The following is a 24,681-nucleotide window of genomic DNA, read 5'->3' on the forward strand; positions in this document are numbered from 1 at the left end:
CATCGGGGGGTCACGCCACGTGTCCCGTCTGTCCGCCCAAGTTAAAGAGCGCTTGAATAACGTCATTAACAACGGCCACCAAGTGGTGGTTGGAGACGCCAACGGTGCCGATAAAGCGGTGCAAAAACATCTGCTGGAAGCCCACTACGATAAAGTAACCGTATTTTGCTCCGGCGAGAATCCTCGTAATAATCTCGGCGAGTGGCAGACTCACAATGTGATGCCGCCCAAGGGAGTAAAAGGGTTTCATTTCTACGCCGCCAAGGACCGTGAAATGGCACAGGTGGCGGATTTTGGCCTCATGATTTGGGACGGGAAGAGTCCGGGCACGGTATTGAACGTACTGCGTCTGATTCGTGCTGGCAAAATTTCTGTGCTTATCAATGTCCCAGAACAGACGCCTATCAGCATAAAAACGCCGACGCAATGGGATGAGTTTCTGTCTCACTGCAGCGCAGAGTTGCTTGCAGATTTGCGCGAACGAGCTACTCCGGACGAATGGGAGCCAGATAGCACAAGCGCGCAGCCCAGCTTTTTCGAGGCGTTGGAGTCGCCAGATATCAAACCGATGCCGACGATTGAGTCGGGGCAAACCGAATCGACACTTCCCACGTCAGAGGATGAGTTGGCCGCAAGTCTCAATGCAGCGCTTGCGGCTGGCGATCCTGCCTCCGTCGTCGATGTGCTAGGGAATATAGCGAAGGCCCGTGGGATGACTCAGGTGGCTAAAGACGCCGGCTTGGCGCGCGAGAGCCTATACCGCTCACTCGTGAACGGCGGCAACCCCGAGTTCGCGACAGTACTCAAGGTGATGGCTGCTGTAGGGTTGCGTTTAGAGGCCAACAGGACTCACGTCGGAGCGTAGGTTATTTTTAGCGGCTAAAAATTCAGGGCTGATTCCCTTTGCGCCGTGCACGCTCTCTCTCCGCAATCCCACTTGGCAATACGGCAAGATCGGCGCCGGAGAGGCAGGCTAAGACCTCGCTCAGCCGACGTGTTGACACATGCTTCGGGGGTTCGAAAACATACCCAGCAGCCCGCATGTCGTCCTCGATTTCCTCCGTGATGAAAAATGGCTCTGCTTCTGCGTGCTTGTTCATGTCTTGGCCTCTTGGTGTTGAATCGATTGTCGGCGGCTAAGGTCTGGTCAGTTCATTTGCCATGACCCATGGCAACAGGCGGCGCAAAAGCGGCCAACGGCCGCAGTTTGATATTGGGCGCTTGGGGTCCTAGTGGACCTTCAGTGATTGCCGTAGGCCGGCTTTGGCGGCAAGAAAATCGTGTTTTGTCGCATGCCCGGTTTCGGCCTGGTAGTAGACGATCATCAGCATGTTGACAACCGCCTCAATCAGCGGCGACACATGCAGTGCCATTTCTTGATTCAATAAATCGAAGTCGATTCCTGCGAGCTGCGTAGCCGCTTGCTGAACTGCCTTCGTTGCTTCTGTACTATTCCGAGTTGCCATGATTCACCTCTCCATCAGGTGTTAAGTGGAAGTGCCGGCCGGTTCCACCCGGCCGGTGCGATTTGCTCTTACTGAGGGCGTCCGCTGACGAACGCTGCAACCTCGTCGTCAGCGACGGGAGCCTTGCCAAGACTGTTGCTGTCGAACGCGGCGGCGTCGTGTGACGCACCTTCTTGATCTCGGCTTGCCCGAATCGCGGAAGCAATCTTTCCGCCCGTGGTTTCGCTGATGCGATCAAGAGCCGACTCGCGCATGCTCGCGGCCTTGGCCTTCGCCACGTCCCAGGAACCTTGCGCCAGGTTGCCCGCTGTGCCCGCAGCGATGGTCGCAGCACGGCCCAACATGCTGCCGGTGGAGCGTTGTTCGCCCGGTGCCAGGCCGGTGCCCAGCCCGCCTCCCTTGGCGTCAGAACCTGCGGCCTTGCCGCCCGCGTCGGCCTTCCCTTCGGCACCAGGTGCCGCACCACCGCCGCCCGCGTCCTTGCCCTCGCCGACCGGCGCGCTGCCTTGGCCGCCCGAACCGCCGCCTTCGGAGGCACCACCACCGAAGCCGCCGCCCGAGCTGCTGCCGGAGCCACCGCCCGAGCTGCTGCCGCTGTCCATGCCAGCGAAGACGCTGCCACCGCCCGAGCTGCCGCTGCCAGGTCCTGCAGCTGCTGTAGCGACGCCGCCCATCGTTTCGCCCATGCCACCACCGCCGCCGCCCTCGCTGGAGGCCGCAGAGGCTTTGCTGTAGGCTGCCTTGAGGGCCGATGCACCGCCAGCGGTCGAGGCTGCGCTACCCATCACAGCCGTACCAGCCACGCTTGCTGCGCCTGCGGCCATGGTCGCGGCGCCCATCGCGGCCCCCATGGCCGCACCCGCGCCGAAGTTACCGATGCCACCCGCGCCGCCAACACTTGAACCTGTGATGACGCCGGCGACGAGGGGAGGCACGCGGTTGACCAACATCAGCAACGCCAAGCAAAAAACCAGCATCACTCCCAGCTCTTCAAAGTTCAGCGTGCCCGTGTTCATCTTGGCGTAGAAGCTGGACAGCAGGTCGTTTCCGATGCCAACCAGCAGCACCATCGTCATGATCTGCACGGCCACGCCCAACACGGTCTTGTAGTAGTTGATCGCCATGTCCGAAGTCCACCGCGATCCACCGAACCCCAGGAAGAAGATCCCGGCGTAGGAGAGCAGCCAGCCCGATACAAGGAGGAGCAGCATGTTCACTGCGATAACGGCCAGCAGCAGCAGGATGCCAGCGCTCAAGACCGCGCCAATGAAGCTGTCGATGGGCGACCAGGCTGACAGGTTGCGGATCGCCTGCTTCCAGATCATGAAGCCCACATCGACGATGCTGGACGGCGTGATCGAAGAAAAGCCGGAAGCCTGCTCGCCGATCCGCGCCAGTGACTGGATGATCGAGTTTGCGAAGTTCGGGCCGTTGCGCAGGAGCCAGAGGAAGAAGCCGAAGAACAAAATGAATTTGATGAACTCGGCGAAGAACTCGCCAATATCGGCTTTTCGTAGCGCCATGAAGCCGAACGTGACCACCATCGAGATCATGCCCAACGTCCAGAACAGGAACATGGCGGCGTTCATCACCACCGTTTGCCAGGCCGTGGCGCGCGTGGCGAACTCCGTGACCACCTGATCAAGCATCCCCTGGTTGGTGAGTTGGGCCGATGCGGCTGTGCAGCAGAGCGCGAGGAACGCACCGATCAGCAGCGCCGGCTTTTGCAGTGTTTTCATGGCCTCGCTCCCTTCTGATCTTTCGGGTCGGCCAGCTCAAGCCAGTTCATGGGCTTCTCGGTCGGCGCAATGCTGCCGCCAGTCGGGGATCGCCGCGAGCACAACCCGGCGAAGGTTTCGCGTGCCGCCTTGTCCTCGATCTTCCTGATCGTCTCGATCTGACAGTTGGTGTCGTTGACCTCGGGCATGGGCATGGTGGCCGGCTTGTTGTCGCAGCCGGCCAGTAGCGCCGCTGTGAGGCCGACGAGCAGCATCGTTTTTCTCATGGTGCGCCTCTCTGGTCAGCGGGTCAGTTCGAGCCAGTTTTTGGGACTGCTCGTCTTGCCAATACGGGACTCCGTCGAAGTGGCGTGCGTCGCCTGCTGTCGGGCTTCAAGATCGGCCTCGGCTTGCATCCTGGTCGTGACCGCGTTTTGCTGTGCGATCAACAGGCCGCGAATCTGCAGGAGCTGGTTGGCCTGGTTGCTGGCAAGCTGGTTTGCAAACCCGATGGCCTGCATCTGGCCGCTTGCGCCCTGTGCCGCCGACTGAAGCCGTTCCAGCGTGCGCGAGTCCGAGGCGAGGTTTCTCTGCTGCTGTTCCAAGCCCTTGAACAGCGCATCATTGGCCTTCTTCTGGCTCTCGCTCGCCAGACGCCGGTTCTGTTCCATCGCTGCGCGCTCCGCGTCGCTGCATCCGCTGGCCGAGAAGCAGGGCGAAGATTTGTAGTAGCTCACGTCCTGGAACTTGCCGATGTAGCTGTCCAGGCTGCCGAGCTGGTTCTTGTAGTAGTCAAGCGTGTTGACGGCGTTCATCAATCCACTGATCGTTGACTGCGCCTGATCCCAGATATACGCGGCCGGCGCGACCGTGTTCTGGATCATGTTCTCGTACTGCTGGAGCTGAGTGCGGTACTGCTCGATCTGCTTGAGCGTCTGCGCCACGTTCTCGACGGCCGACATGACGGTCTGTGTCAGGTTGGCCCCGTCGATCACGGGAATGCCTGCAAGCACTGGGGTTGTAACGCCGGGAGCGGCGAGGGCAACCACCATGGCAACTTTAGCCGCTAAATTTTTCGTCTTCATGCTGAACTCTCCTGTTGAAAAGAAATTGGGTCATCGTTTGGAGCGAGGCATAACGACTTCGCGCATGGCCTCATACATTTGATTTTGGTTTTGATCTATTTTTGAAAGCAGTGCGCGAATAGTCGATTCACCGAATCGGCGAGTCCGTACGTCGTCTGTAAGCCAAAGCTTTAGCAGTCCACCTAGCCGCCCTAAATCACCATTTATGCGAGCCAGTTCTTCAACGCGTTTGTTGTCGACAATAGATTTCACCTGATATCCCATTCCTAAATTCCGTAGAAATGTGGAAGTGCTGAGTCCAGTTGCTTTTGCCAGCGATGTGATTTCGTATTTCTCATCTGGCGTCACCCAAACATTAATGGGTGTGTGCCCTTTTCTGGTGGCAGCGGATTTGCGCTCAGGCATGGCTGGTTGCATTTCGGCGGTAGCCGATTGCCTCGCAGAGCAGGACTCCCCGTTGAGCACGAAGTGCGAATAAGGGGATGGCGAAGAACATGAACCGGCTTGCCGGTACATGTACTTCGCCCATCCTGCCCGTACTTTCGCGCCATGAAGTACGCTGTCGCCGCGTCAACTTCATCGCCTCGATCACGCTGCTTAACGAATGCAGCTGGCCTGCAGCGCGAAAATAGCGCTGACTGATCGAAAGTGTTGTGCCAGTAGCATTCAGGCAGCGCATTGATAGTGCATTGACTGAGTAGAAAAAGCGATTCGTCACAGCAGTTCGTCCCTCTTTGGGTTTGGACTGAATGAGAACGAAGTGGATGCATTCGCTGTTTTTGATTGGCTTTGGTTTCTCGTCTTTTTTGTACTTGTGCTTTTCTTGATATGGCGATGAACGTATTTGAGGAACGTTTCATAGCGGAATGAAACTCTCTTTCTTTCTCGCAAATGTTCCCATATGGTTTTCAGCTCGAAGCCGGCATCTATTGCTTCGCGGACATTTTCAGAAACTGCGAGGAAAGACGCCAAGGTCGTAGCATGTGTCGATTTATTTCCTTTGCGCTCACTTAACCATTCGGCTAGATCGTTTCGATAATTTCCCATCACTCAGTTCCTTTTCTGATTAGATCGCCGGTGAGTAATTCGGCAACCGCATCCGTTGGAAAATGAACTCTACGTCCAATGTAAATCTTCCGGCTATTCAAGCTTATGGCCCATTCCTCTGTTCGCATGGCCAGGACCACACGAACTCCTCCAGGCTTGCGTTTCAGAACAACCGCAAGTTCCTCTAAGGTCATTGTTGGTCCGTACTTCTGAAGAAGAAAATCGAGAGGGGTGGTCGCCAAATTCTCACCTGTGACAGTTAATCGAAGTTAATTTCGATGAATTTTGTGCTGGTTTACGTTATATTTCCAGGTAATGGCAGGCGAAATTTACTACCCGGGCAATTTGCCCTAATCATCATGAAGTCGACCGCAGAGATACGCCGGCATATCGCACGCACCACAGCGTTACTTCGCATGCTGTGCGAGCGTGAAGGAATCACATCAATTTACGGGTTTGCAGTGAAATACGATGCGTCGGCGGCGCCCGTGCACTTGACTCGCTATCACGGGAAAAATGGATGGCAGGCGTTATTTAAGGGCGTGCGGCCGTTATCCGCAGCCAGGCTGCGTGCGCTTTCTGCCGTAGAAGCGTGGTCAGATGCAACCACCCTCTATGAGAATGGCCCTGAGAATCTTTGGAGGGCGATGTGGGGGCCGCCCGACCAGCTCCGCCTTGTCATTGCGGACGAGCTAAACGAATGTCGAAGTTTCGATCAAGTTGTCGCTGAATTCGAGGGAGAGTTACTGCTGGCCCACGAATATCGCGCACCGCTGACCCTTGTGCATCTTGCGAAGGCAATTGCACTTTATCGATTGCAATACGAAATTCTCGGGTTGAGTGATGCCGGCGTAAGCGGTGGTGTCGCACAATGCTTGTGCAATGAGGTCTTACAAGCGGAGATGGAGCGCCTGGGAGTCAGGCAAATGGTCAATGAGGAGTTGGCGAAGTTTCACAGAACTGGAGCCAATTACGAATTCACCTCTTTAACTGTGGCTGCTCGATGGGAGGCCGTTGCAGCACGGCTGGATTGGGTCAGTTGAACGCCAAGAAGGGGACGGCAGAGGTGTGCCCCCCTTCAAAAATTTTAGCGGCTAAAGTTCTACCGCCCCCCAAGTGTCAATGAAACAGTAGATCTGACGGCCCTGCGGCTTGGCTACCCATTGTGAGGATTGGGGCCGTCCGCCGCAAGCATAGTTCGAAGCCGCGACTTGTAGCTCTCTACGATCTCTTTAGTCCGTCCTGAACAATTCCCAAGCTGTTGATCTGGCTTGCAGTTCTTCGGTTTGATGGACGCAGGATTTGCAAGGTATGGTTGTTCCAGTACCTGTTTTCTTGCAAATCGCCCCGAGGAGTTCGATGGGTCCGAAGCCTTCACAGCCGCAGAGCGGCGAGTTGTTCATCTCCCGGCTCGACGAGTTGATCAACATGCAGCACCCGCTGGTCCGACTGGCGGCGCTGATCGACTGGGCCGAGATCGAGCGCACGTTCGCGGTGTCGTTCACTTCTGTGCGTGGCCGGCCGGCCTTGCCGCCGCGCTTGGTCGCCGGCCTGCTGTACCTGCAGCACACGTTCGACGCCTCCGACGAAGCCGTGGTCAATACGTGGGTGGAGAACCCGTACTGGCAGTTCTTCTGCGGCGAGACCTACCTGCAGACCGAGGCGCCCATCGATCCGTCGAGCCTGACGCGCTGGAGAAAGCGCATCGGCGAAGAAGGCGTGGAGACGCTGCTGGCCGCCAGCATCGACGCTGCCCGCCAGGGCGGCGTGATCCAGAAGGCCAGTACGCAGCAGGTGATCGTGGACACCACGGTGATGCCCAAGGCCATTGCGCACCCCACCGACAGCCGCTTGCTGGACAAGAGTCGCCAGCACTTGGTCAAGGCGGCCGAGGACAACGGACTGCGGCTGCGCCAGAACTACAACCGGGTGGCCCCTCGGTTGGCCGTGCAGATCGGGCGCTACGCGCACGCCAGGCAATTCAAGCGCATGAAGAAGGCCGTGCGCACGCTGCGCACTCGTGTCGGGCGGGTGCACCGCGAGGTGCAGCGCCAACTGCACGTGCTGCCCGAAGCGGCCAAAGCCAAGGTCCTGGACCTGCTGCAGCGCACAGGTCGCATCCTGACCCAGGCACCCAAGGACAAGAGCAAGCTGTACGCCCTGCACGCGCCCGAGGTGGAGTGCATCAGCAAGGGCAAAGCCAGGACACCCTACGAGTTCGGCGTGAAGGTCAGCATCGCCACCACGCTCAAGGAAGGCCTGGTGGTGGGCATGCGCTCCATGCCGGGCAACCCCTACGACGGCCACACGTTGGCCCAGACGCTGGAGCAGGTGGGCATCCTCACAGGCACGGACAGGCCGCCCGCCACGGCCATCGTGGACAAGGGCTACCGGGGTGTGGAGATCGAAGGCGTGCGCATCCTGCGCTCGGGCCAGAAGCGGGGCATCACGAGGACGCTCAAGGCCATGATCAAGCGAAGAAGCGCCATCGAGCCAGCGATAGGCCACATGAAGATGGACGGCAGGCTGGGTCGCAATCCGCTCAAGGGTGCGCTGGGCGATGCGCTGCATGCGGTGATGTGCGGCGCCGGGCACAACCTGCGCCTGATCCTGGCCGCGCTGCGGCTTTATTGCGTCCGATTCGGGCTGTCCATGCAGGCAGTCATCTCTGCACTGGTCGCAGCACCTGATGACCGCCGACCCGTCTGATGCTGAAAGCAGAATTGTTCAGGGCGGACTCTTTAATCGTAGTTTCTCCGCGCACCCATTTTTCGCAGTCTTGTAATGCCTGAGCGTCTGGCTCATGTCCTTCCATGCGTTGGCTCGCAAGATTGCTGCGGATCGTGGCGCGACGTTCCCATTGTTCGACTGCAGATACGCGTTGGTGAACCATGGCTGATTTTAGCGGCTAAAAATATCTGTTTGGTTGAGACATGAGGGGCGACCACAGGTTCCTAGGTGCTTGCTCATCGGCGTGAGGTTGTTTGAATCCATGGCGGTAATAATAAGAATATTATTATTCTCACCGCTATTGCGGCGAGGTGTGATTGCGCGTCTTATGGATCGGCAAAATCAGGGGCATATCCCCTTGGAGTAAAACCTGCAGGCGTCTGGCCATGAAGCTGTTGCGCCGGGTTCGCCCCTAAAGATATTCACAGCGCGAAGCCGCCCTCTTACAAGCAATAGATATAGGGAAAGCTAAAGGCAAAAACCTTACAGGTTTAGGGGAGGTCCGATTCCGCGAGCTTTTGGGGTCCGATTCCGCGCGTTTTAACTGCGGTGCCGGGGTCGGATTCCGCGCAGAAGGGGGTCGAGTTCCGCGTGGATAACTTCCCCGATCCACAGACTTGCCCACCGGTGTTACGTTCGTTACATCGGTGGCCTGTCAGCAGTGGATAAAAGGCAGCGCGAAGCGTCGGGTTGCGGGGTCCGATTCCGCGTGCGGTCGTGCCCAGCACTGCGCGGCCCTTCATGGTGCGGAAAGAGCGCGCGATGACTGCCCTCCGCAGGCCGGGCTAAGTGAAGGTGCTCAGGTTGGCTTGTACGGAATAGGAGGAGGCGATGGCATTAACAAAAGGCCCCCAGTGACCTGTTTCACCCTGGCTTGCGGGTAGACGGCCAGCGCGTCACGCAAAGCCGGCAGGAACTTCTTCTTGAAGTCCTTGCCTGGCTCTTTGCCTTGATACTCCTGGCCAAACTGGTCGCGCAGATTGGCCCAGTACAGCCGTACCTGGCGTCCGGTGATGCGGTGCAGTCTATCAGCGAGCATCGTGTAGACATCCATTGCCAGTGCCGATCCCCGGAGTGCTGACAAGGCTCTCACGTCGAGGGGCACGGCATGGTTTATCAAGGTCCGAAAATATTCATCCGAGAACGTCACAACGCCTGGCCACAAAGTGGATTGACTGTCGTGAGTGTTCAGCCATGCCTCAAACTTTTTGATGGGCTTACCTTCGTAGGTATACGCCTTTCCGGCAGCATTGAAACCAAGCGTCATGCAGCATGCGGAGAGCGCCTGCATCTGTATGCGAACCACCGTGTAGCCGCCTTTTCTGCCGCCGCTCGTGTCCTTGCCCAAAACTCGCAAGAACTCAGCGGCGCTGTGTCCGACTGGGATTTCAGGCGTCTTATGACGCACGGCGTACGTGTTCATCCAAGCGAGCATGAGGCGCGGTGAAGCCCCGTAGGGGACGATCTGCTGCACAAATTGCTTTCCGTCCCACAGCTTGCCAGCGGCGACGTTCAGTCCAGCACCGCCGCATTGACGCTCGAACTCAAGGGCATCGACCCATTTGCCATCTGCTGTCTTGTGACCGACTTTCGAGCGAGGCAATCCAACTTGGCACATGATGGCATGCATGAATGCCATGTCTTCGCCGCTTGGTCGTTCGTCGGCAATTTTCGCGGCGACGTCGATTACCTTGCCGTCGCGCTTCGGGCGTGCCGCCTTGGACGATACGAGGTCGCGTGCCGGCGAGTAGATCAGCGGCGCGGTGCCGACCTTCTTGTCTGCGCCCTGTTGTGTCAGTGCTTCGACCTGTGTCGCCTGGTCGAATAGATTACTGCCTTGCGGCCCTAACTTCACTGAACGCGTGAACGTGGTTGCGCGCGCTGCTGCGGTCTTTGCTGCCACCTCGGCCGCTGATGTCGGGTCGATGCCGCCTGCGATCAGCTTGTCGCGGTATGCCGTCGCGTTGAAGTGTTCGGCAGTTGTTGGCGTACGTTCCCGCACCGACCGAACAGCGTCGGGACCAATAGGAAAAGCCATTGCTCAGCTCCTCGCAGGAGCAGAGGCTTGCCCGGTTACAGAGGACTGGACGCGCCGCTGTTTCGCCACCTGCTCGGCCTTCGTCGGCCGCCCGCGTCGTTGCGGCGGGCAATCCAGGACTGCAGGCGTTGGGTTCCGCGGCGAAAGCGTGACATGTTGAGCAAGCCACCGCTCAACGTCCTCCGTACGCCAGAGAAGGCGTTTTGTGCCAGGTAGCCGGCACATTGGAGGGAGAGACTTCGGGTTGCGTGTCGCATCGCTGCGAATGCTGGCGACGGACTTATGCAGGCAGGCGGAAAGCTGTTCTACGTTGAGTAGATTGTTCATGGGCGAGACCATTCCGTTCCCGACCGGTCAATGGTGACCGGTCGGGTTCGGATGAGTCCGCGGCCCCGTCCGCTGTTCAGATGATCCGAGAATTTATGCCTAGGGCGACTCGATCAAATTTGCGATAAACAGCTTACGGTGGGGTCGTCCCCCATGGGTAACTCGCTCTCCAGTGGCGCACCGCACCTTGCTTCCGGCCTCATCCTGACCGGCGGCAGCGCGTACTGGCGATTGCTCGAAGCATCTTTTCCTACCTTCCCCCAATCCGCTTATGGGGGAGGACTGCTGAACGGTGCGTGGCTTTCGCTTATGCGGTATGGATGGCTTGCAAGCGATCCATACCAGTTGCTTTTTTCTCGAAGCCGTTTTCAACGCCCTCAGCGCGAGATGAGGGAATGATAGCTGCAAAACGCCGCAATGGCGTGCTCTATGAAGCGCTGGCGGGGGAGCTGGGCTTGGCACAAATCTGGCACACGCAGTGTGCAAAAACGTGCCCATAAAAGCAAAACAACGCACTAACCTGCAAGGGTTAGTGCGTTGTTTTTATTACCAAAAATGGTGCCGGAGAGATGAATCGAACACCCGACCTTCTCATTACGAATGAGCTGCTCTACCGACTGAGCTACACCGGCTAAGACTCAAATTATATATCGGAATGGTAGCGTGTCACGCGCTCCACTTCATTTTTCGAACCCAGCACCACGCTGACGCGCTCGTGCAACTGCGTGGGCTGGATGTCCAGGATGCGCTGCTTGCCGTTGGTGGCGGCGCCTCCGGCCTGCTCGACGAGCCAGCTCATGGGATTGGCCTCGTACATCAGGCGCAGCTTGCCGGGCTTGTTGGGTTCGCGCTTGTCCCAGGGGTACAGGAACACGCCGCCGCGCGTGAGGATGCGGTGCACGTCGGCCACCATGCTGGCGATCCAGCGCATGTTGAAGTCCTTGCCGCGCGGGCCTTCGGTGCCGGCCAGGCACTCGTCGATGTAGCGCTTGACCGGGGTGTCCCAGTGGCGCATGTTGCTCATGTTGATGGCGAATTCCTTCGTGTCTTCGGGAATCCGCACGTTCTCTTCCACCAGCACGAACGAGCCCTGCTCGCGGTCCAGCGTGAACATGGCGACGCCGTCGCCCACGGTCAGCACCAGCGTGGTCTGGGGGCCGTAGATGCAGTAACCCGCGGCCACCTGCTGGGTGCCGGCCTGCAGGAAGTCCTCCGTCATGACACCGGGGTGGCCTTCGGGCTTTTTCAGCACGCTGAAGATGGTGCCGATGCTCACGTTCACATCGATGTTGGAGGAGCCATCGAGCGGATCGAACAGCAGCAGGTACTCGCCCTGCGGATAGCGGTTGGGCACCACGTAGATGCTGTCCATCTCTTCGGACGCCATGGCCGCCAGGTGGCCGCCCCATTCGTTGGCTTCGATGAGCACTTCGTTGGCGATGATGTCCAGCTTCTTCTGGATCTCGCCCTGCACGTTCTCGCTGGTAGCGGTGCCCAGTACGCCGCCCAGCGCACCCTTGTCCACCGCGTGGCTGATGCTCTTGCAGGCGCGGGCGACCACTTCGAGCAGCAGGCGCAGTTGCGAGGGGATGAGGCCGTCCACCCGCTGCTGTTCGACGAGGTAGCGGGTGAGGCTGATGGTTTTTGCCATGGAGAGGATTTCCTTTTTGTTTTATCAGTCGGCCAGCGCGCGGGTGACCACCTCGCGCACGTCGTTGGACAGATCGGGCTTGGCCGCCACGCGGGCGATGGCGTCGCGCGCCGCGCCGCGGTAGGGATCGGCCAGCTTCTTCCAGCGGTCGAGCGCCCGGGCCAGGCGCGCCGCCACCTGCGGGTTGAGCGTGTCCAGCTCCAGCACGCGATCGGCCCAGAACTGGTAGCCCGCGCCGTCCAGGCGGTGAAAGCCCCCGGGGTTGGCGCTGCAGTAGCTGAAGATCACGCTGCGCGCGCGGTTCGGGTTCTTGAGGCTGAAGTCCGCGTGCTTCATGAGCTGCTGCACGGCCGCCAGCACCTGGCCGCCGCGGTCGGGCGCGCCCGCCTGCAGCGAGAACCATTTGTCCAGCACCAGGGCCTCGTCCTTGAACAGGGCATGAAAGCGCGCGAGCGCCGGCTCGGCCAGGGCATGGCCGCTGTACACCAGCGCCGTGAGGGCGTTGAAGCGGTCGGTCATGTTGCCAGCGTCCTTGAAACGCTGGTACGCCTTGCCCGGCCACACGGTGTCGCCCGTGGTGCGGGCCGCCAGGCACAGCATGGACAGCGCCAGGCCCGACAGCGCGCGGCGGCCGGCCGAGATCGCGTCGGGGCGGTAGGCGCCCGTGTCGTGGTGCTGCGCCCAGATGGCTTCCCACTCCGGTTGCAGCGCGACGGCGAGCTGCGCGCGCATCGCTTCGCGCACGGCGTGCACGCGCTGCGGGTCCACCACGTCCAGGTGCTCGGCGATGTAGCCCTCGGAGGGCAGGCTGAGCACCAGCTCCTTGAAGGCCGCGTCCAGCGTCGGATGGCGCAGCACGCCGCGCATGGCCTCGACGAAACTCTCGGGCACGATCTGTTGCTCGATGGGCCCGCCTGCCGGCGGATTGATTGCCTCGTCTGCTATTGTTTTAATAGCGATTCGCAGGGCCAGCCGCTGGCCGGCCTCCCAGCGGTTGAAGGCGTCGGTGTCGTGCGCCAGCAGGGCGAGCAGCTCGGCATCGCTGTAGTCGATGTCCAGCACCACCGGGGCGCTGAACCCGCGCAGCAGCGACGGCACGGGCTGGGAGCCCACGTTCACGAAGGTGAACGCATGGGTGGCCTCGGTCAGCACCACGGTGCGGTCCGCGCCGCCCGCGGCGGCTTCGCCCTCCAGTTGCAGCGGCAAGGCGCTGCCGTCCGCGCCCAGCAAGCCCAGGGCCACCGGGATCACGGCGGGCTCCTTGAGCGGCTGGCCGGGCGTGGGCGCGAGGCTTTGCGACAGCGTGAGCGTGTAGGTGCGCGCGGCGGCGTCGTACACGCCCGTGGCCTGCACGCGCGGCGTGCCGGCCTGCGAGTACCAGCGCTTGAACTGCGGCAGCAGGCGGGCCAGGTCGCTGTCCGGATTGGCATCGGCGATGGCCTGCGCGAAATCGTCGCAGGTGACGGCCTGGCCGTCGTGGCGCTCGAAGTACAGCTTCATGCCGCGCGCGAAGCCTTCGCGGCCCACCAGCGTGTGCATCATGCGCACGACCTCGGCACCCTTTTCGTAGATGGTGACGGTGTAGAAGTTGTTGATCTCGACGTAGCTGTCGGGGCGCACCGGGTGGGCCATGGGGCCGGCGTCTTCCGGGAACTGCGCGGTGCGCAGCACGCGCACGTCCTCGATGCGCTTGACGGCGCGGGCCGAAGGACTGCCCGACAGGTCCTGGCTGAACTCCTGGTCGCGAAAGACCGTGAGGCCTTCCTTGAGCGACAGCTGGAACCAGTCGCGGCAGGTGACGCGGTTGCCGGTCCAGTTGTGGAAGTACTCGTGGCCCACCACGCTTTCGATGTTGCCGAAATCCACATCGGTCGCCGTGGCCTGGCTGGCCAGAACGTACTTCGTGTTGAAGATGTTCAGGCCCTTGTTCTCCATGGCGCCCATGTTGAAGTCGCTGGTGGCGACGATCATGAAGCGCTCAAGATCCAGCGGCAGGCCGAAGCGCGCCTCGTCCCAGGCCACGCTGGCCATGAGGGAATTCATGGCGTGCTCGGTCTTCTCCAGGTCGCCCGGGCGCACGTACACCTGCAGCAGGTGGTCGGCGCCGGAGCGCGAGCGGATGCGCTGCTCGCGCGCCACGAGCTTGCCGGCCACCAGCGCGAACAGGTAGCAGGGCTTCTTGTGTGGGTCCTGCCATTTGGCGAAGTGGCGCGCGCCGTTCGGGCCGTCGTCCAGCGGGCCGTGGTCGATCAGGTTGCCGTTGGACAGCAGCACCGGGTAGGCGGCCTTGTCGGAGCGCAGCAGCACGGTGAAGCTGGCCATCACGTCCGGCCGGTCCAGGAAGTAGGTGATGCGCCGAAAGCCCTCGGCCTCGCACTGGGTGAAGAAGGTGCCCTGGCTCACGTACAGGCCCGACAGCTGCGTGTTCTTGTCGGGCGCGCAGGTGGTGAAGATCTCCAGGTCGAAGGGCTCGTGGCCCTCCGGCAGGTTCTCCAGCACCAGCTGGCCGCCTTCCATCTTGAACGAGGTGCCCGCGCCGTTGACCAGCACGCGCGCCAGGTTCAGGTCGTCGCCATCGAGCCTCAGGGCGCCCGCGGGCACGTCCGCGTTGCGGCGCAGCCGCATCTTGTTGAGCACCCGGGTCTTGGCCGGGTCCAGGTCGAACGTGAGGTCCACCGTGTCGATCCAGAACGCGGGGGCGGTGTAGTCGGCACGGTGGATGGCCGTGGCGTGTCCTTCTCTCATCATGGCTTGGGGCTTTCCGGGCGCTTTACACGCCCTGCTTGAGGGAGGCTTCGATGAAGGCGTCGAGATCGCCGTCCAGCACCTTCTGGGTGGCGGATATTTCGACGTTGGTGCGCAGGTCCTTGATGCGGCTGTTGTCCAGCACGTAGCTGCGGATCTGGTGGCCCCAGCCGACATCGGTCTTGGTGTCTTCCAGCTTTTGCTGCTCTTCCTGGCGCTTGCGCATCTCGAAGTCGTACAGGCGCGAGCGCAGGCGCTGCCATGCCACGTCGCGGTTGCTGTGCTGGCTGCGGCCATCCTGGCATTGAACGACGATGCCGGTCGGAATGTGCGTCAGACGCACGGCCGAATCGGTCTTGTTGATGTGCTGCCCGCCCGCGCCGCTGGCGCGGAAGGTGTCGGTGCGCACGTCGGCCGGATTGATGTCTATCTGGATCGAGTCGTCGATCTCCGGATAGACGAACAGGCTGGCGAAGCTGGTGTGGCGCCCGCCCGAGGAGTCGAACGGGCTCTTGCGCACCAGCCGGTGCACGCCGGTCTCGGTGCGCAGCAGGCCGTAGGCGTATTCGCCCTCGATCTTGATCGTGGCGCTCTTGATGCCGGCCACGTCGCCCGGGGTTTCGTCTTCCACCGTGGTCTTGAAGCCCTTGCGCTCGGCGTACTTGAGGTACTGGCGCAGCAGCATGCCCGCCCAGTCGCAGGCCTCGGTGCCGCCGGCGCCGGCCTGGATGTCCACGAAGCAATTGAGCGGATCGGCCTCGTTGCTGAACATGCGGCGGAACTCGAGCATCTCGATCTCGGGCTTGAGCTTGGCGGTCTCGGCCTCGATGGTCATCAGGCCGTCATCGTCGCCTTCCTCCTTGCTCATGTCGAAGAGCTCGGTGTTGTCGGCCAGCTCGCGCGTGAGCCGCTCCAGCGTGAGAACCACGCCGTCCAGGCTCTTCTTTTCCTTGCCCAGCTCCTGGGCCTTCTTGGGGTCGTTCCAGACCGTGGGGTCTTCCAGCGAGGCGTTTACCGTGCGCAGGCGTTCGAATTTGGCATCGAAGTCAAAGATACCTCCGTAACTCTTGCGTTCGCACGGTCAGGTCGGAGAGGGTGTTGCCGATGAGGTTGATGCGTTCTGCGTCCATGGTGCGTGTCCTGAGTGTTCGGTGGAATAACCGGCGATTTTCTCACGCGATGCGGCGACAGCCCCCAATGCCCTTGGGCGGAACGCAAAACAGGCCATTATTTCAAAAATGATAGCAAGATGCCCTAGTGGAATATGCGCTAGCGGCCTTTTTCATTCAAGGTCGCTCAGGAACGACGCGATCAGTGCCGCCACTGCCCGGGGCTGGTCGTGGTGCAGCATGTGGCCGGCGTCCTGGACCACGGCGGTGCGGCAATCGCGCACGTGGCGCAGGCGGGCGTGGTATTCGGGCAGGTCGTAGCGGTCCTTCCACCACAGGCCCATGCTGTCGTCGCTGGCCTCCACTGCGAGGGTGGGCGCGGTGATGCCGTCGTAGAGGGCCAGCGCTTCCTCCACGCGGTAGATCTGCGAACTGGTGATCTTGTGCGCGGCATCGCCCAGGATGCGCCAGCGGCCCTGCGCGTCGGGCGCAGCCCACTGCCGGGCGAGCCACGCGGCCTTGTCGGCGGACAGGCGCGGGTTGGTCTTGATGAGGCGCTGGGCCACGCCGTCGGCGCTGTCGTAGGCCTTGAGCGATTTTTCGCCCCGCTCCAGCGCCCGGATCTCGTCCATCCACTGCGCGTAGCGCTTCGGGGCCTGGTCGGGCGTGGTGGCCGGCAGGCCGAAGCCTTCCAGGTTGACCAGCCGGCGGATGCGCGCGGGCCGCACGCCGGCATAGGCCATGCACACGTTGCCGCCCATGCTGTGGCCCACCAGATCGACCGGCTGGCCGGGCGCGTAGTGGTCCAGCAGGTGGTCCAGGTCGGCCAGGTAATCGGCGAACACGTAATGGTCGCAGGGCGCGGGCAGGCGGCTCAGGCCGAAGCCCCGCCAGTCGGGCGCGATGACCGTGCGGCCGGCGAAGAACGCCTCTGGCAGCGCATCGACCACGAACTGGTAGGAGGCGCCCACGTCCATCCAGCCGTGCATCAGCACCAGCGGCGGGCGGGAAGCAGAAGGAGAAGCGGAGGTGGCGGAGGGCGGCGCCTCGCCGTTCCAGCGGCGAACGTGGTACTGCAGGGTGCGGACGGGGACGAATTCGCTCTGGGAGGCGCGGGCGGGCTGGTACATCGGCCGATTATTCGCCGCAGGGTGCGGCAGCGTCAGTCAAGGCTGGGACAAGCGGCGGCCCGCTCGCTTTTCGCTCCCGCTGCGGGGGCCTTCGGGCATGCGGCGCGCTCGCTGCGGGAACGGGGAAAATCCATTATTCTGCCCAGCCCATCCGCAGCTTGTAGGTCCTCTCCCCATGCAAAAAATCCCATTGGGCGCCAGCGCGCTCCAGGTCACGCCCATCTGCCTGGGCACCATGACGTTCGGCGAACAGGTGGACGAAGCCACGGCCCACGCCATTCTCGACCGCTCGCTGGAGCGGGGCGTGAACTTCATCGACACCGCCGAAATGTATGCCGTGCCGGCGCGCGCAGAGACCTTTGGCGCCACCGAAACCATCATCGGCCGCTGGTTCGCCAGCCGCCCCGGCGCCCGCGAAAAGACGGTGCTGGCCACCAAGGTGGCAGGCCCGTCGCGCGGCATGCCCTGGGTGCGCGAAGGCAAGGGAATGACCCCGGCCGACATCGTGGCCTCGTGCGACGCCAGCCTGCGCCGCCTGCAGACCGACGTGATCGACCTCTACCAGATCCACTGGCCCGAGCGCCACGTGCCGGCGTTCGGCACGGTGTACTACGACCCCGCCAAGGAAACTTCGGCCACGCCCATCCACGACCAGCTGCAGGCGCTGGCCGGGCTGGTGCAGGCCGGCAAGGTGCGTGCCATCGGCCTGTCCAACGAAACGCCGTACGGCGTGCACGAATTCGTGCGGCTGGCCGAGCAGCACGGCCTGCCGCGCGTGGCCACGGTGCAGAACCCGTACTGCCTCATCAACCGCACGTGGGAAAACGGCATGGACGAGTCCTGCCACCGCCTGGGCGTGTCGCTGCTGGCGTATTCGCCGCTCGGTTTCGGGCTGCTCACGGGCAAGTACGACGCCAGCGGCACGACCGGCGACGGTGCGCCGAAGGGCGCGCGCATCGCCAGCTACGAATCGGTGCGCAAGCAGCGTTGGGGCCGGCCCGAGGCGCTGGAGGCCTCGCGCCGCTACAACGCGCTGGCGCGCGAGCACGGCCTCACGCCCACGCGGATGGCGCTGGCGTTCTGCTACACCAAGTGGCAGGTGGCCAGCACCATCATCGGCGTGACCTCGCTGGCCCAGCTGGACGAAGACCTCGATGCCTGGGGCACCACCCTCTCGCCCGAGCTGCTCGCGGCCATCGATGCGGTCCGCTGGGAACTGCGAGACCCGGCCCTGTGAGCAAGAAGGCCGCCAAGGCCGCCCATGTGAGCGAAACCCCGGCCACCCAGTGGCTGCGGCGCCAGGGCGTGGCCTTCACCGAGCATCCCTACGACTACGTGGAGCACGGCGGCACCGCGCACAGCGCGGCCAGCCTCGGGCTGGACGAGCATGGGGTCGTCAAGACGCTGGTGATGCAGGACCAGGACGCCAAGCCGCTCATCGTGCTGATGCACGGCGATCGCAAGGTGTCCACCAAGAACCTGGCGCGGCAGATCGGCGCCAAGTCGGTCGAGCCCTGCCAGCCCGAGGTGGCCAACCGCCACAGCGGGTACCTGGTGGGCGGCACCTCGCCGTTCGGCACGCGGCGCGACATGCCGGTGTACATCGAGGAGAGCATCCTCGCGTTGCCGCGCATCGCCATCAACGGCGGCCGCCGGGGCTTTCTCGTGCAGATCGATCCGCAGGTGTGCGTGCAGTTGCTCGGTGCAAAGCCGGTGCAGTGCGCGCTGGCAGAATAGGCCGCCCCGCCGAACCGGTGCCGCGCCTTCGAGGCGCCGCCACCCGGCATTTCCTGGCGCCTGCATCCTGAAGGACTCACTACCTTGACCACTGTCTATTGCCTCCTGGCCACCGTGGCCGCCTACCTGCTGGGCTCGCTGTCGTTCGCCGTCATCGTGAGCCGCACCATGGGCCTGAACGATCCGCGCACCTACGGCAGCAAGAACCCCGGCGCCACCAACGTGCTGCGCTCCGGCTCCAAGGCCGCGGCCGTGATCACGCTGCTGCTCGATGCGGTCAAGGGCTGGCTGCCCGTGGTGCTGGTGCAGGCCTTCGGCAAGCCCTATGGCCTGGAGGACGGCACCGTGGCGCTGGTGGGCTTGGCGGCGTTCCTGGGGCACCTGTGGCCCGTGTTCTTCCGCTTCGAAGGCGGCAAGGGCGTGGCCACGGCGCTGGGCGTGCTGGTCGGCATCAGCCCCTGGCTGGGGCTGGCCACGCTGCTGACCTGGGTCATCATCGCCTTCTTCTTTCGCTATTCGTCGCTGGCCTCGCTGGCGGCGGCGGTGTTCGCGCCGCTGTACTACGTGATGTTCGGCGGCGTGCTCTGGTACACCGATGCGACCATCGGCGTGTCCATCGCGGCCATGTCGGCGTTGCTGGTGTGGCGGCACCGCGAAAACATCCGCCGCCTCATGGCCGGCACCGAATCGCGGCTGGGCAAGAAAAAGCCCTGAATCGGCGGGTGGGCGGGCTCGGGCCTGTCGCCCGGCATGGCGTGACGCGGCTTACGGCCGGCCCGGCGTGTTCACCAGCCCCATCAGCCCGCTGCTGTGCTGGGCCGCATAGTGGCCCAGGCGCACCAGCGTGCGGTGGTTGATCTCCACCTTCACCGCCGGCCTTGCCAGTGCCGACTGGATGCGGGGGCGCCCGGTGGCCGTCTGGTGCAGGCGCGGCTGGGCCAGGTGTTCGCCGTCGCGGTCGAGCAGGCTGGCGACCAGGGGAGAGTTGACCTTCTCGCTGCGGCGCAGCACCAGCGCGGTCTCGCCGTTGTCCAGCCGAACGAAGGTGCCGGGCGGGCACAGCCCGACGGCGCGCACCAGCGCATAGGTGACCTCGTCGCGCCGGTCCACGTCCTGGCCCACGATGGCGCGCACCGAATCCGTGGCGCTGCGGCCCGCACGCGACTTGCGCGGGCTGATCATGGCGGCGTAGCGGTCGATGGTGCCCAGGATGCGGTTGAGCCGCTCTTCCGCGGGCATGCCCGCCAGCGGCTCTGTCTCGGTCAGGGGCGCATGGTGCTGCCCCACCACGTCCAGCCAGAGCGGGTCCTTCACGTCCAGTTGCTCCAGCAGGGTCATGCTGCGCAGCGGGTGCGCCTCGATGGCTTCCTGCTGCGCGGGACTGGGCCGCTCGCGCTGGTTGGCCAGTTCGTCCTGCAGCGCGGTCATGCCGATGTTCATGGTGATCGCTGCCCGCACCAGGCTGTCGCGCTCCAGGGAGGGCAGCTGCAGCTCGTGCGCGAGGATGTGGCACAGCGTGCCGCACACCAGGGCGTGCGAGGTGCTGTAGCCCACCGTGGAGGTGGAGGCTAGCTGGAACATGAGGTACAGCGCCGCGTCGATGTCATGCGCCACCAGGTCCTGCAGCCATCGGTCGCACTGGCGCACCTTGGCAGGAAAATCGTGCACCTGCAGGGGCCGCGACAGCAGCACCGCCAGTGCGGATTCCAGGTCCGACCAAAGCCCGAGCAGGTCTTCGTATTCGCTGTCGGACGGCTCGCCGGCGCTGGTGGGGCTGTGGGGCATGGTACGCACGCTACTGGCGTTTTTCCAGCACCATCTGGTCGTTGATGCGGCTCATCTGGAACTCGTTCAGGAAACTGTTGCCCAGCAGCACGAAGGGCATGGCCTGGGGCGTGACGACGGCGTCCACGCCGAGCACCTCGACGTCGCCGATGCGCACCGAATCGAGCTTGATCCGCCAGCCCTGGGCCGTGCCATTGGCCGTGCCCAGCACCACGGGCTGCCCGCTGCGGTAGGCCAGGCCCATGCGGTCCGCCTCGGGCTGGCCGATGGCCACGGTGCTGGCGCCGGTGTCCACCAGGTACTGCATCGGCCGGCCGTTGATGGTGCCGCTGTTCACGAAATGCCCGCGGCTGTCGGAGGTGAGCACCACGCGCTTGCCCGTGCCTGCCCCGCGGCTGCCCACGCTGACCGGGGCCTCGCCCAGGATCAACGTGCGCCGCGCGCCGGCCAGTTCGACCACCGCCTCGTCGCGGCCGACCGAGACCACTTTCACGCCCTGGTGGCTTTCACCCGGGCCCACCCCGCGCGGCGCGCCGCCGTTGACCACGAGCAGCGCCTTGGTGCCCAGAATGCCGGACAGTGCCACCGCCTGGGCGTGCGCCTGCCACGGCGCGAGCACCAGGGCGGCAGCGAGGGGCAGGGCACGCAGGAGCATCGGGGTGGCCGTGGGGTGCGGGGCGTGATGAAGCAGGCAGCGTGAAATGTCAGTCGCGGAAGTTGTCGAACGACAGCGGAATGTCCACCACTTCCTTGCGCAGCAGGGCCATGGCGGCCTGCAGGTCGTCGCGCTTGGCGCCGGTCACGCGCACTTTTTCTTCCTGGATGGCGGCCTGCACCTTGAGCTTGCTTTCCTTCAGGAGCTTCTGGATCTTCTTGGCCAGCTCGCTCTCGATGCCGTTGCGCACCTTCACGACCTGCTTGACCTTGTCGCCGCCGACCTTCTGCGGCTTTTCCATGTCGAGAAAGCGCACATCCACGTTGCGCTTGGTGAGCTTGTTGCGCAGGATGTCTTCCACCTGGGTGAGCTGGAAGTCGGCATCGCCGAACAGCGTGATCTCCTTGTCCTTGAGTTCGATGGCGGCGGATGTGCCCTTGAAGTCGAAGCGGGTGCCGATTTCCTTGGCGGTGTTTTCGACCGCGTTCTTCACTTCTACGAGGTTGGCTTCACAAACGGTGTCAAAAGAAGGCATGGCATCACTCTCGGAAACTGGGGGAGAACCCGGCCGCCAAAAGGGGCCGGGTGCGACAATCCGGCTGATGTTAGTCGAGAAAAACGCTCCCCTGCAGCACTGCAATACCTTCGGCATCGTGGCCCGCGCGCACACGCTGGTGCGCGCCCGCTCGGTCGATGACGTGCGCGCCCTGGTGTCCGACCCGCAGCTGGCGGCCTCTCCCGTCTTCGTGCTGGGCGGCGGCAGCAACATCGTCCTCACCGGCGACGTCAAGCCCGTGGTCCTCAAGATGGAGATCAAGGGCCTGCGGCTGGTGCAGGAAACCCCCCAGGCCTTCATCGTGGAGGCCGGTGCGGGCGAATCGTGGCACGACGCCGTGGCCTGGACCCTGGCGCACGGGTTCCCCGGCCTGGAAAACCTGGCGCTCATCCCCGGCACCGTGGGCGCGGCGCCCGTGCAGAACATCGGCGCCTACGGCGTCGAGCTGCAGGACCGCTTCGAGTCCCTGGACGCCATCGACCTGGCGACGGGCCAGCCGTTCACGCTCGATGCCGCCCAGTGCGCGTTCGGCTACCGCGATTCCGTCTTCAAGCACCAGGCGCCCACCGCCCCCGGGGACGCCGCCGAGGGCAGCGCGCCGCGCGGCATGGGCCTGGCGGGGCGCGCTGCCATCACGCACGTGCGCTTTCGCCTGCCCAAGCCCTGGAAGCCCGTGCTGGGCTACCTCGACCTGGAGCGCAAGCGTGCAGAGGCCGGCGTGGCCGATCCCACGGCGCAGCAGATCTTCGACTGGGTGTGCGAGGTGCGCCGCGCCAAGCTGCCCGACCCGGCCGTGGTGGGCAATGCCGGCAGCTTCTTCAAGAACCCCACGGTCACGCCCGACCAGTGCTCGGACATCATTGCCCGCGAGCCGCGCATCGTGCACTACCCCATGCCCGACGGCACCATCAAGCTGGCGGCGGGTTGGCTGATCGATGCCTGTGGCTGGAAGGGCAAGAGCGTGGGCAAGGCCGGGGTGTACGAAAAGCAGGCGCTGGTGCTGGTCAACCGCGGCCGCGGCGCCGACAGCGTGACCGGCGGCGAGGTGATGACGCTGGCCAAGGCGATCCAGACCAGCGTGTACGAGCGCTTCGGCATCCGGCTGGAGCCGGAGCCGGTGGTGGTCTAGCTTGGCGCTTGCGGCGGGTTCTGCCGCGAAGCGGCTGCGAAAGCCGTCGCCGAGAGATTGCTATTTTATTGATAGCATAAACGGCATGATTTTCTAGGGCATGGGCCTGTTTTGGCTCTGATTTTCCGTGCGGTGGCCCGAACGGGGCGCTCAGGCGCCGGCGCCGCCCGCCGGTGGCGCGCGGAAGGCGACCTGGAACCGGTTCCAGCCGTTGATGGCGACGACGGCCAGCGACAGCTCGACGATCTCTGCCTCCGAGAACTGCGCCGCCACCATGTCATAGACCGCGTCCGGCACGTCTTGCGTGGCGTCCAGGCGGGTCAGCGATTCGGCCCAGGCCAGCGCGGCGCGTTCGCGGGCATCGAACAGGCCGGCTTCGCGCCAGGCGGCCAGCAGGTGCAGGCGCCGGTCGGTCTCGCCATGCTGCCGGGCCACGCCCACGTGCAGGTCGATGCAGAACGCGCAGCCGTTGATCTGCGACACGCGCATCTTCACCAGTTCCTTGAGGGAAAGGGGCAGCGCGCCGGCGCGCAGCTGGTTTTCCAGCGCCATCATGGCTTTCGCGGTGGCGGGATGGTTGTTCATGAGGTCGATGCGGGCGTGTGACATGGGGAGCCTTTCTTGGCGCTGGGTTGGATGAAGGAGCGGTGAGAAAACCGTTGCCCCATGGCGCGGCCCGTACCCGGCGCGGGTGCCATGCCATCGGGAACGGGACAGAAAAAGGAGACCGCGCGGCGGCAGGGCCTACAGCCCGCGCAGCTTGTCCGGGTTCAGCACGGCGTAGATGCCGTGGATGTGCTTGCCGTCGGTCTGCAACGCCAGCGCCACGCGCGGCGTGCCGTCCTCGCGCAGCACCAGGCCCGGCGTGCCGTTGATCTGCACCTCTTGCACGGTGAGGTGGCGCAGGTACACGCGCCACAGGCCCGACGCCAGCCGGGCCAGGGCCCGGGGGCCGCGCACCACCTTAGTGGCGGCCTGGACCTTGCCGCCCGCATCGGGCGTCCAGGTGGCGTCCGGCGCGAAAAGGGCGAGCAGGGCGCCGTGGTCCTGCGTGCGCATCGCATCCATGAAGCGATGCAGCAGGGCCCGTGCGGCGTCCGGCGTGGCGGAAAAGCGCACCTTGTCCTGCCGCACCTGGGTGCGGGCGCGGTGAACCAGTTGCCGGCAGGCCGCCTCGCTGCGGTCCAGCACCGCGGCGATCTCGGCGTAGTCGCTGTCGAACACGTCGTGCAGCAGGAAGGCAGCGCGCTCGTCGGGCGACAGGCGCTCCAGCACCACCAGCAGCGCGATGGACAGATCGGACGCCAGTTCGGCGCGCGCATCGGCCGCCGGCGCGGTGGCGTCGCGGTCCACCCAGGGCTCGGGCAGCCACGGGCCGCTGTAGGCCTGGCGCTCGGTGCGGGTGGCGCGCAGCCGGTCCACGCACAGGCGGGTGACGGTGGCCACCAGCCAGGCCTCGGCCGTCTGCACGCGATCGGCATCGGTGGCCTGCCAGCGCAGCCAGGCATCCTGCATCGCATCCTCCGCATCGGCCCGGCTGCCCAGCATGCGGTAGGCCACGCCCATGAGGCGCGGGCGGTGCCGCTGGAAGGTGGCGGTGTGCGGGTCCGGGGCGGGGAAGGTGTCGGCGTTCATGCCTTCAAGACGGGTGGCCGGGCCGGTTTGTGACAGGAATCTGCCCCGCCTGCCAAAAAAAGAAAACCGCCCGGCCGGGTGGCGGGGCGGTTGCTCTTTTTTTCATAGCTGCCAGCGCATGTCGCAGTAGCGCTGGAG

Annotated in this window: 28 protein-coding genes and 1 tRNA gene; 7 read left to right on the forward strand and 22 right to left on the reverse strand. The window is 63.6% G+C overall.

Going from position 1 to position 24,681, the window contains the following annotated elements:
* Nucleotides 1-10: 10 nt before the first annotated feature.
* Nucleotides 11-592: an antitoxin MazE-like protein gene (locus M5C98_RS24775; protein ID WP_442867245.1), complete on the reverse strand. Its 582-nt coding sequence runs from the start codon at nt 590-592 to the stop codon at nt 11-13.
* Here M5C98_RS24775 and M5C98_RS24780 point away from each other — a divergent pair.
* Nucleotides 569-865: an addiction module antidote protein gene (locus M5C98_RS24780; RefSeq protein ID WP_272553205.1), complete on the forward strand. Its 297-nt coding sequence runs from the start codon at nt 569-571 to the stop codon at nt 863-865. The genes M5C98_RS24775 and M5C98_RS24780 overlap by 24 nt on opposite strands.
* A 22-nt stretch (nt 866-887) precedes the next feature.
* On the opposite strand, the gene M5C98_RS08260 is transcribed toward M5C98_RS24780, so the two are convergent.
* The 9 genes from M5C98_RS08260 to M5C98_RS08300 form a co-directional block, all read right to left on the reverse strand.
* A complete protein-coding gene (locus tag M5C98_RS08260; protein WP_272552126.1) occupies nt 888-1,100 on the reverse strand; it encodes a hypothetical protein in 213 nt (70 codons plus the stop codon).
* Between the two features lie 129 nt (nt 1,101-1,229).
* Nucleotides 1,230-1,466 carry a type I toxin-antitoxin system ptaRNA1 family toxin gene (locus M5C98_RS08265; RefSeq protein WP_272552127.1) on the reverse strand — a complete coding sequence of 79 codons (237 nt, stop codon included), beginning with the start codon at nt 1,464-1,466 and terminating at the stop codon, nt 1,230-1,232.
* 68 nt (nt 1,467-1,534) lie between these two features.
* On the reverse strand, nt 1,535-3,205 hold the full coding sequence (gene trbL, locus M5C98_RS08270; protein ID WP_272552129.1) for a P-type conjugative transfer protein TrbL: 1,671 nt from the start codon (nt 3,203-3,205) through the stop codon (nt 1,535-1,537).
* The gene (gene trbK / locus M5C98_RS08275) at nt 3,202-3,471 is read right to left on the reverse strand and encodes an entry exclusion lipoprotein TrbK (RefSeq protein WP_272552130.1); all 270 of its coding nucleotides are present in this window, start codon (nt 3,469-3,471) and stop codon (nt 3,202-3,204) included. The genes trbL and trbK overlap by 4 nt, the downstream gene beginning before the upstream one ends.
* A 15-nt stretch (nt 3,472-3,486) precedes the next feature.
* Complete coding sequence (gene trbJ, locus M5C98_RS08280; RefSeq protein WP_272552132.1) at nt 3,487-4,269, reverse strand: P-type conjugative transfer protein TrbJ; 783 nt, start codon at nt 4,267-4,269, stop codon at nt 3,487-3,489.
* Between the two features lie 30 nt (nt 4,270-4,299).
* The gene (gene traJ / locus M5C98_RS08285) at nt 4,300-4,674 is read right to left on the reverse strand and encodes a conjugal transfer transcriptional regulator TraJ (protein ID WP_272552133.1); all 375 of its coding nucleotides are present in this window, start codon (nt 4,672-4,674) and stop codon (nt 4,300-4,302) included.
* Entirely contained in the window at nt 4,667-4,987 is a 321-nt protein-coding gene (locus tag M5C98_RS08290; RefSeq protein ID WP_272552134.1) for a hypothetical protein, read from the reverse strand. Before M5C98_RS08290 ends, traJ begins: the two co-directional genes overlap by 8 nt.
* Nucleotides 4,984-5,316, reverse strand: coding sequence for a TraK family protein (locus M5C98_RS08295; protein WP_272552136.1), 333 nt, complete (start codon nt 5,314-5,316; stop codon nt 4,984-4,986). The genes M5C98_RS08290 and M5C98_RS08295 overlap by 4 nt, the downstream gene beginning before the upstream one ends.
* On the reverse strand, nt 5,316-5,558 hold the full coding sequence (locus tag M5C98_RS08300) for a hypothetical protein (RefSeq protein ID WP_272552137.1): 243 nt from the start codon (nt 5,556-5,558) through the stop codon (nt 5,316-5,318). Before M5C98_RS08300 ends, M5C98_RS08295 begins: the two co-directional genes overlap by 1 nt.
* Before the next feature lie 36 nt (nt 5,559-5,594).
* On the opposite strand from M5C98_RS08300, the gene M5C98_RS08305 reads away from it, so the two are divergent.
* Both M5C98_RS08305 and M5C98_RS08310 read left to right on the forward strand, forming a co-directional pair.
* Nucleotides 5,595-6,359, forward strand: a complete 765-nt coding sequence (locus M5C98_RS08305) for a hypothetical protein (RefSeq protein WP_272552138.1) — start codon at nt 5,595-5,597, stop codon at nt 6,357-6,359.
* Nucleotides 6,360-6,675: 316 nt separating this feature from the next.
* Nucleotides 6,676-8,025 carry an IS5 family transposase gene (locus tag M5C98_RS08310; RefSeq protein WP_272547823.1) on the forward strand — a complete coding sequence of 450 codons (1,350 nt, stop codon included), beginning with the start codon at nt 6,676-6,678 and terminating at the stop codon, nt 8,023-8,025.
* On the opposite strand, the gene M5C98_RS24785 is transcribed toward M5C98_RS08310, so the two are convergent.
* The 7 genes from M5C98_RS24785 to M5C98_RS08340 all read right to left on the reverse strand — a co-directional run bounded on the left by M5C98_RS24785 (nt 7,979) and on the right by M5C98_RS08340 (nt 17,046).
* The gene (locus M5C98_RS24785; RefSeq protein ID WP_442867246.1) at nt 7,979-8,209 is read right to left on the reverse strand and encodes an antitoxin VbhA family protein; all 231 of its coding nucleotides are present in this window, start codon (nt 8,207-8,209) and stop codon (nt 7,979-7,981) included. The genes M5C98_RS08310 and M5C98_RS24785 overlap by 47 nt on opposite strands.
* Before the next feature lie 636 nt (nt 8,210-8,845).
* Nucleotides 8,846-10,084, reverse strand: coding sequence for a replication protein RepA (locus M5C98_RS08315; RefSeq protein WP_272552139.1), 1,239 nt, complete (start codon nt 10,082-10,084; stop codon nt 8,846-8,848).
* A gap of 883 nt (nt 10,085-10,967) precedes the next feature.
* Nucleotides 10,968-11,043: transfer RNA gene (locus tag M5C98_RS08320), tRNA-Thr, on the reverse strand.
* 11 nt (nt 11,044-11,054) lie between these two features.
* Complete coding sequence (locus tag M5C98_RS08325) at nt 11,055-12,062, reverse strand: class 1 fructose-bisphosphatase (protein ID WP_272552140.1); 1,008 nt, start codon at nt 12,060-12,062, stop codon at nt 11,055-11,057.
* Nucleotides 12,063-12,086: 24 nt separating this feature from the next.
* Nucleotides 12,087-14,807: an aminopeptidase N gene (gene pepN, locus M5C98_RS08330; RefSeq protein ID WP_272553206.1), complete on the reverse strand. Its 2,721-nt coding sequence runs from the start codon at nt 14,805-14,807 to the stop codon at nt 12,087-12,089.
* 25 nt (nt 14,808-14,832) lie between these two features.
* Nucleotides 14,833-15,937 (reverse strand): peptide chain release factor 2 gene (gene prfB, locus M5C98_RS08335; RefSeq protein ID WP_272552141.1). Its coding sequence is split into 2 segments (ribosomal slippage): nt 14,833-15,855 and nt 15,857-15,937, totalling 1,104 coding nucleotides; the frame shifts between segments, so codons are not numbered across the junction.
* Nucleotides 15,938-16,089: 152 nt separating this feature from the next.
* The gene (locus tag M5C98_RS08340; protein WP_272552142.1) at nt 16,090-17,046 is read right to left on the reverse strand and encodes an alpha/beta fold hydrolase; all 957 of its coding nucleotides are present in this window, start codon (nt 17,044-17,046) and stop codon (nt 16,090-16,092) included.
* A 175-nt stretch (nt 17,047-17,221) separates the two neighbouring features.
* On the opposite strand from M5C98_RS08340, the gene M5C98_RS08345 reads away from it, so the two are divergent.
* The 3 genes from M5C98_RS08345 to plsY all read left to right on the forward strand — a co-directional run bounded on the left by M5C98_RS08345 (nt 17,222) and on the right by plsY (nt 19,497).
* The gene (locus M5C98_RS08345) at nt 17,222-18,283 is read left to right on the forward strand and encodes an aldo/keto reductase (RefSeq protein ID WP_272552143.1); all 1,062 of its coding nucleotides are present in this window, start codon (nt 17,222-17,224) and stop codon (nt 18,281-18,283) included.
* Entirely contained in the window at nt 18,280-18,783 is a 504-nt protein-coding gene (locus tag M5C98_RS08350) for an aminoacyl-tRNA deacylase (RefSeq protein ID WP_272552144.1), read from the forward strand. The genes M5C98_RS08345 and M5C98_RS08350 overlap by 4 nt, the downstream gene beginning before the upstream one ends.
* 84 nt (nt 18,784-18,867) lie before the next feature.
* Entirely contained in the window at nt 18,868-19,497 is a 630-nt protein-coding gene (plsY, locus tag M5C98_RS08355) for a glycerol-3-phosphate 1-O-acyltransferase PlsY (RefSeq protein ID WP_272552145.1), read from the forward strand.
* Between the two features lie 51 nt (nt 19,498-19,548).
* Here the strand turns inward: plsY and M5C98_RS08360 are convergent, their stop codons facing one another.
* Genes M5C98_RS08360 through M5C98_RS08370 form a run of 3 tightly spaced genes read right to left on the reverse strand, consistent with a single transcriptional unit; the run spans nt 19,549 to nt 21,758 of the window.
* Nucleotides 19,549-20,568 carry an HD-GYP domain-containing protein gene (locus M5C98_RS08360; protein WP_272552146.1) on the reverse strand — a complete coding sequence of 340 codons (1,020 nt, stop codon included), beginning with the start codon at nt 20,566-20,568 and terminating at the stop codon, nt 19,549-19,551.
* A 10-nt stretch (nt 20,569-20,578) separates the two neighbouring features.
* The gene (locus M5C98_RS08365; RefSeq protein ID WP_272552147.1) at nt 20,579-21,223 is read right to left on the reverse strand and encodes a retropepsin-like aspartic protease family protein; all 645 of its coding nucleotides are present in this window, start codon (nt 21,221-21,223) and stop codon (nt 20,579-20,581) included.
* 49 nt (nt 21,224-21,272) lie between these two features.
* Nucleotides 21,273-21,758 carry a YajQ family cyclic di-GMP-binding protein gene (locus tag M5C98_RS08370; RefSeq protein ID WP_272552148.1) on the reverse strand — a complete coding sequence of 162 codons (486 nt, stop codon included), beginning with the start codon at nt 21,756-21,758 and terminating at the stop codon, nt 21,273-21,275.
* Between the two features lie 67 nt (nt 21,759-21,825).
* Between M5C98_RS08370 and murB the strand changes: the two genes are divergently transcribed.
* Complete coding sequence (gene murB / locus M5C98_RS08375) at nt 21,826-22,908, forward strand: UDP-N-acetylmuramate dehydrogenase (protein ID WP_272552150.1); 1,083 nt, start codon at nt 21,826-21,828, stop codon at nt 22,906-22,908.
* A 150-nt stretch (nt 22,909-23,058) separates the two neighbouring features.
* On the opposite strand, the gene M5C98_RS08380 is transcribed toward murB, so the two are convergent.
* Nucleotides 23,059-23,517 (reverse strand): carboxymuconolactone decarboxylase family protein, encoded by a 459-nt coding sequence (locus M5C98_RS08380; protein ID WP_272552152.1) that lies wholly within the window; start codon nt 23,515-23,517, stop codon nt 23,059-23,061.
* A 135-nt stretch (nt 23,518-23,652) separates the two neighbouring features.
* A complete protein-coding gene (gene sigJ, locus M5C98_RS08385; protein WP_272552153.1) occupies nt 23,653-24,543 on the reverse strand; it encodes an RNA polymerase sigma factor SigJ in 891 nt (296 codons plus the stop codon).
* Nucleotides 24,544-24,681 lie beyond the last annotated feature (138 nt).

Source organism: Acidovorax sp. NCPPB 3576 (assembly GCF_028473605.1).
Taxonomy (GTDB): domain Bacteria; phylum Pseudomonadota; class Gammaproteobacteria; order Burkholderiales; family Burkholderiaceae_C; genus Paracidovorax.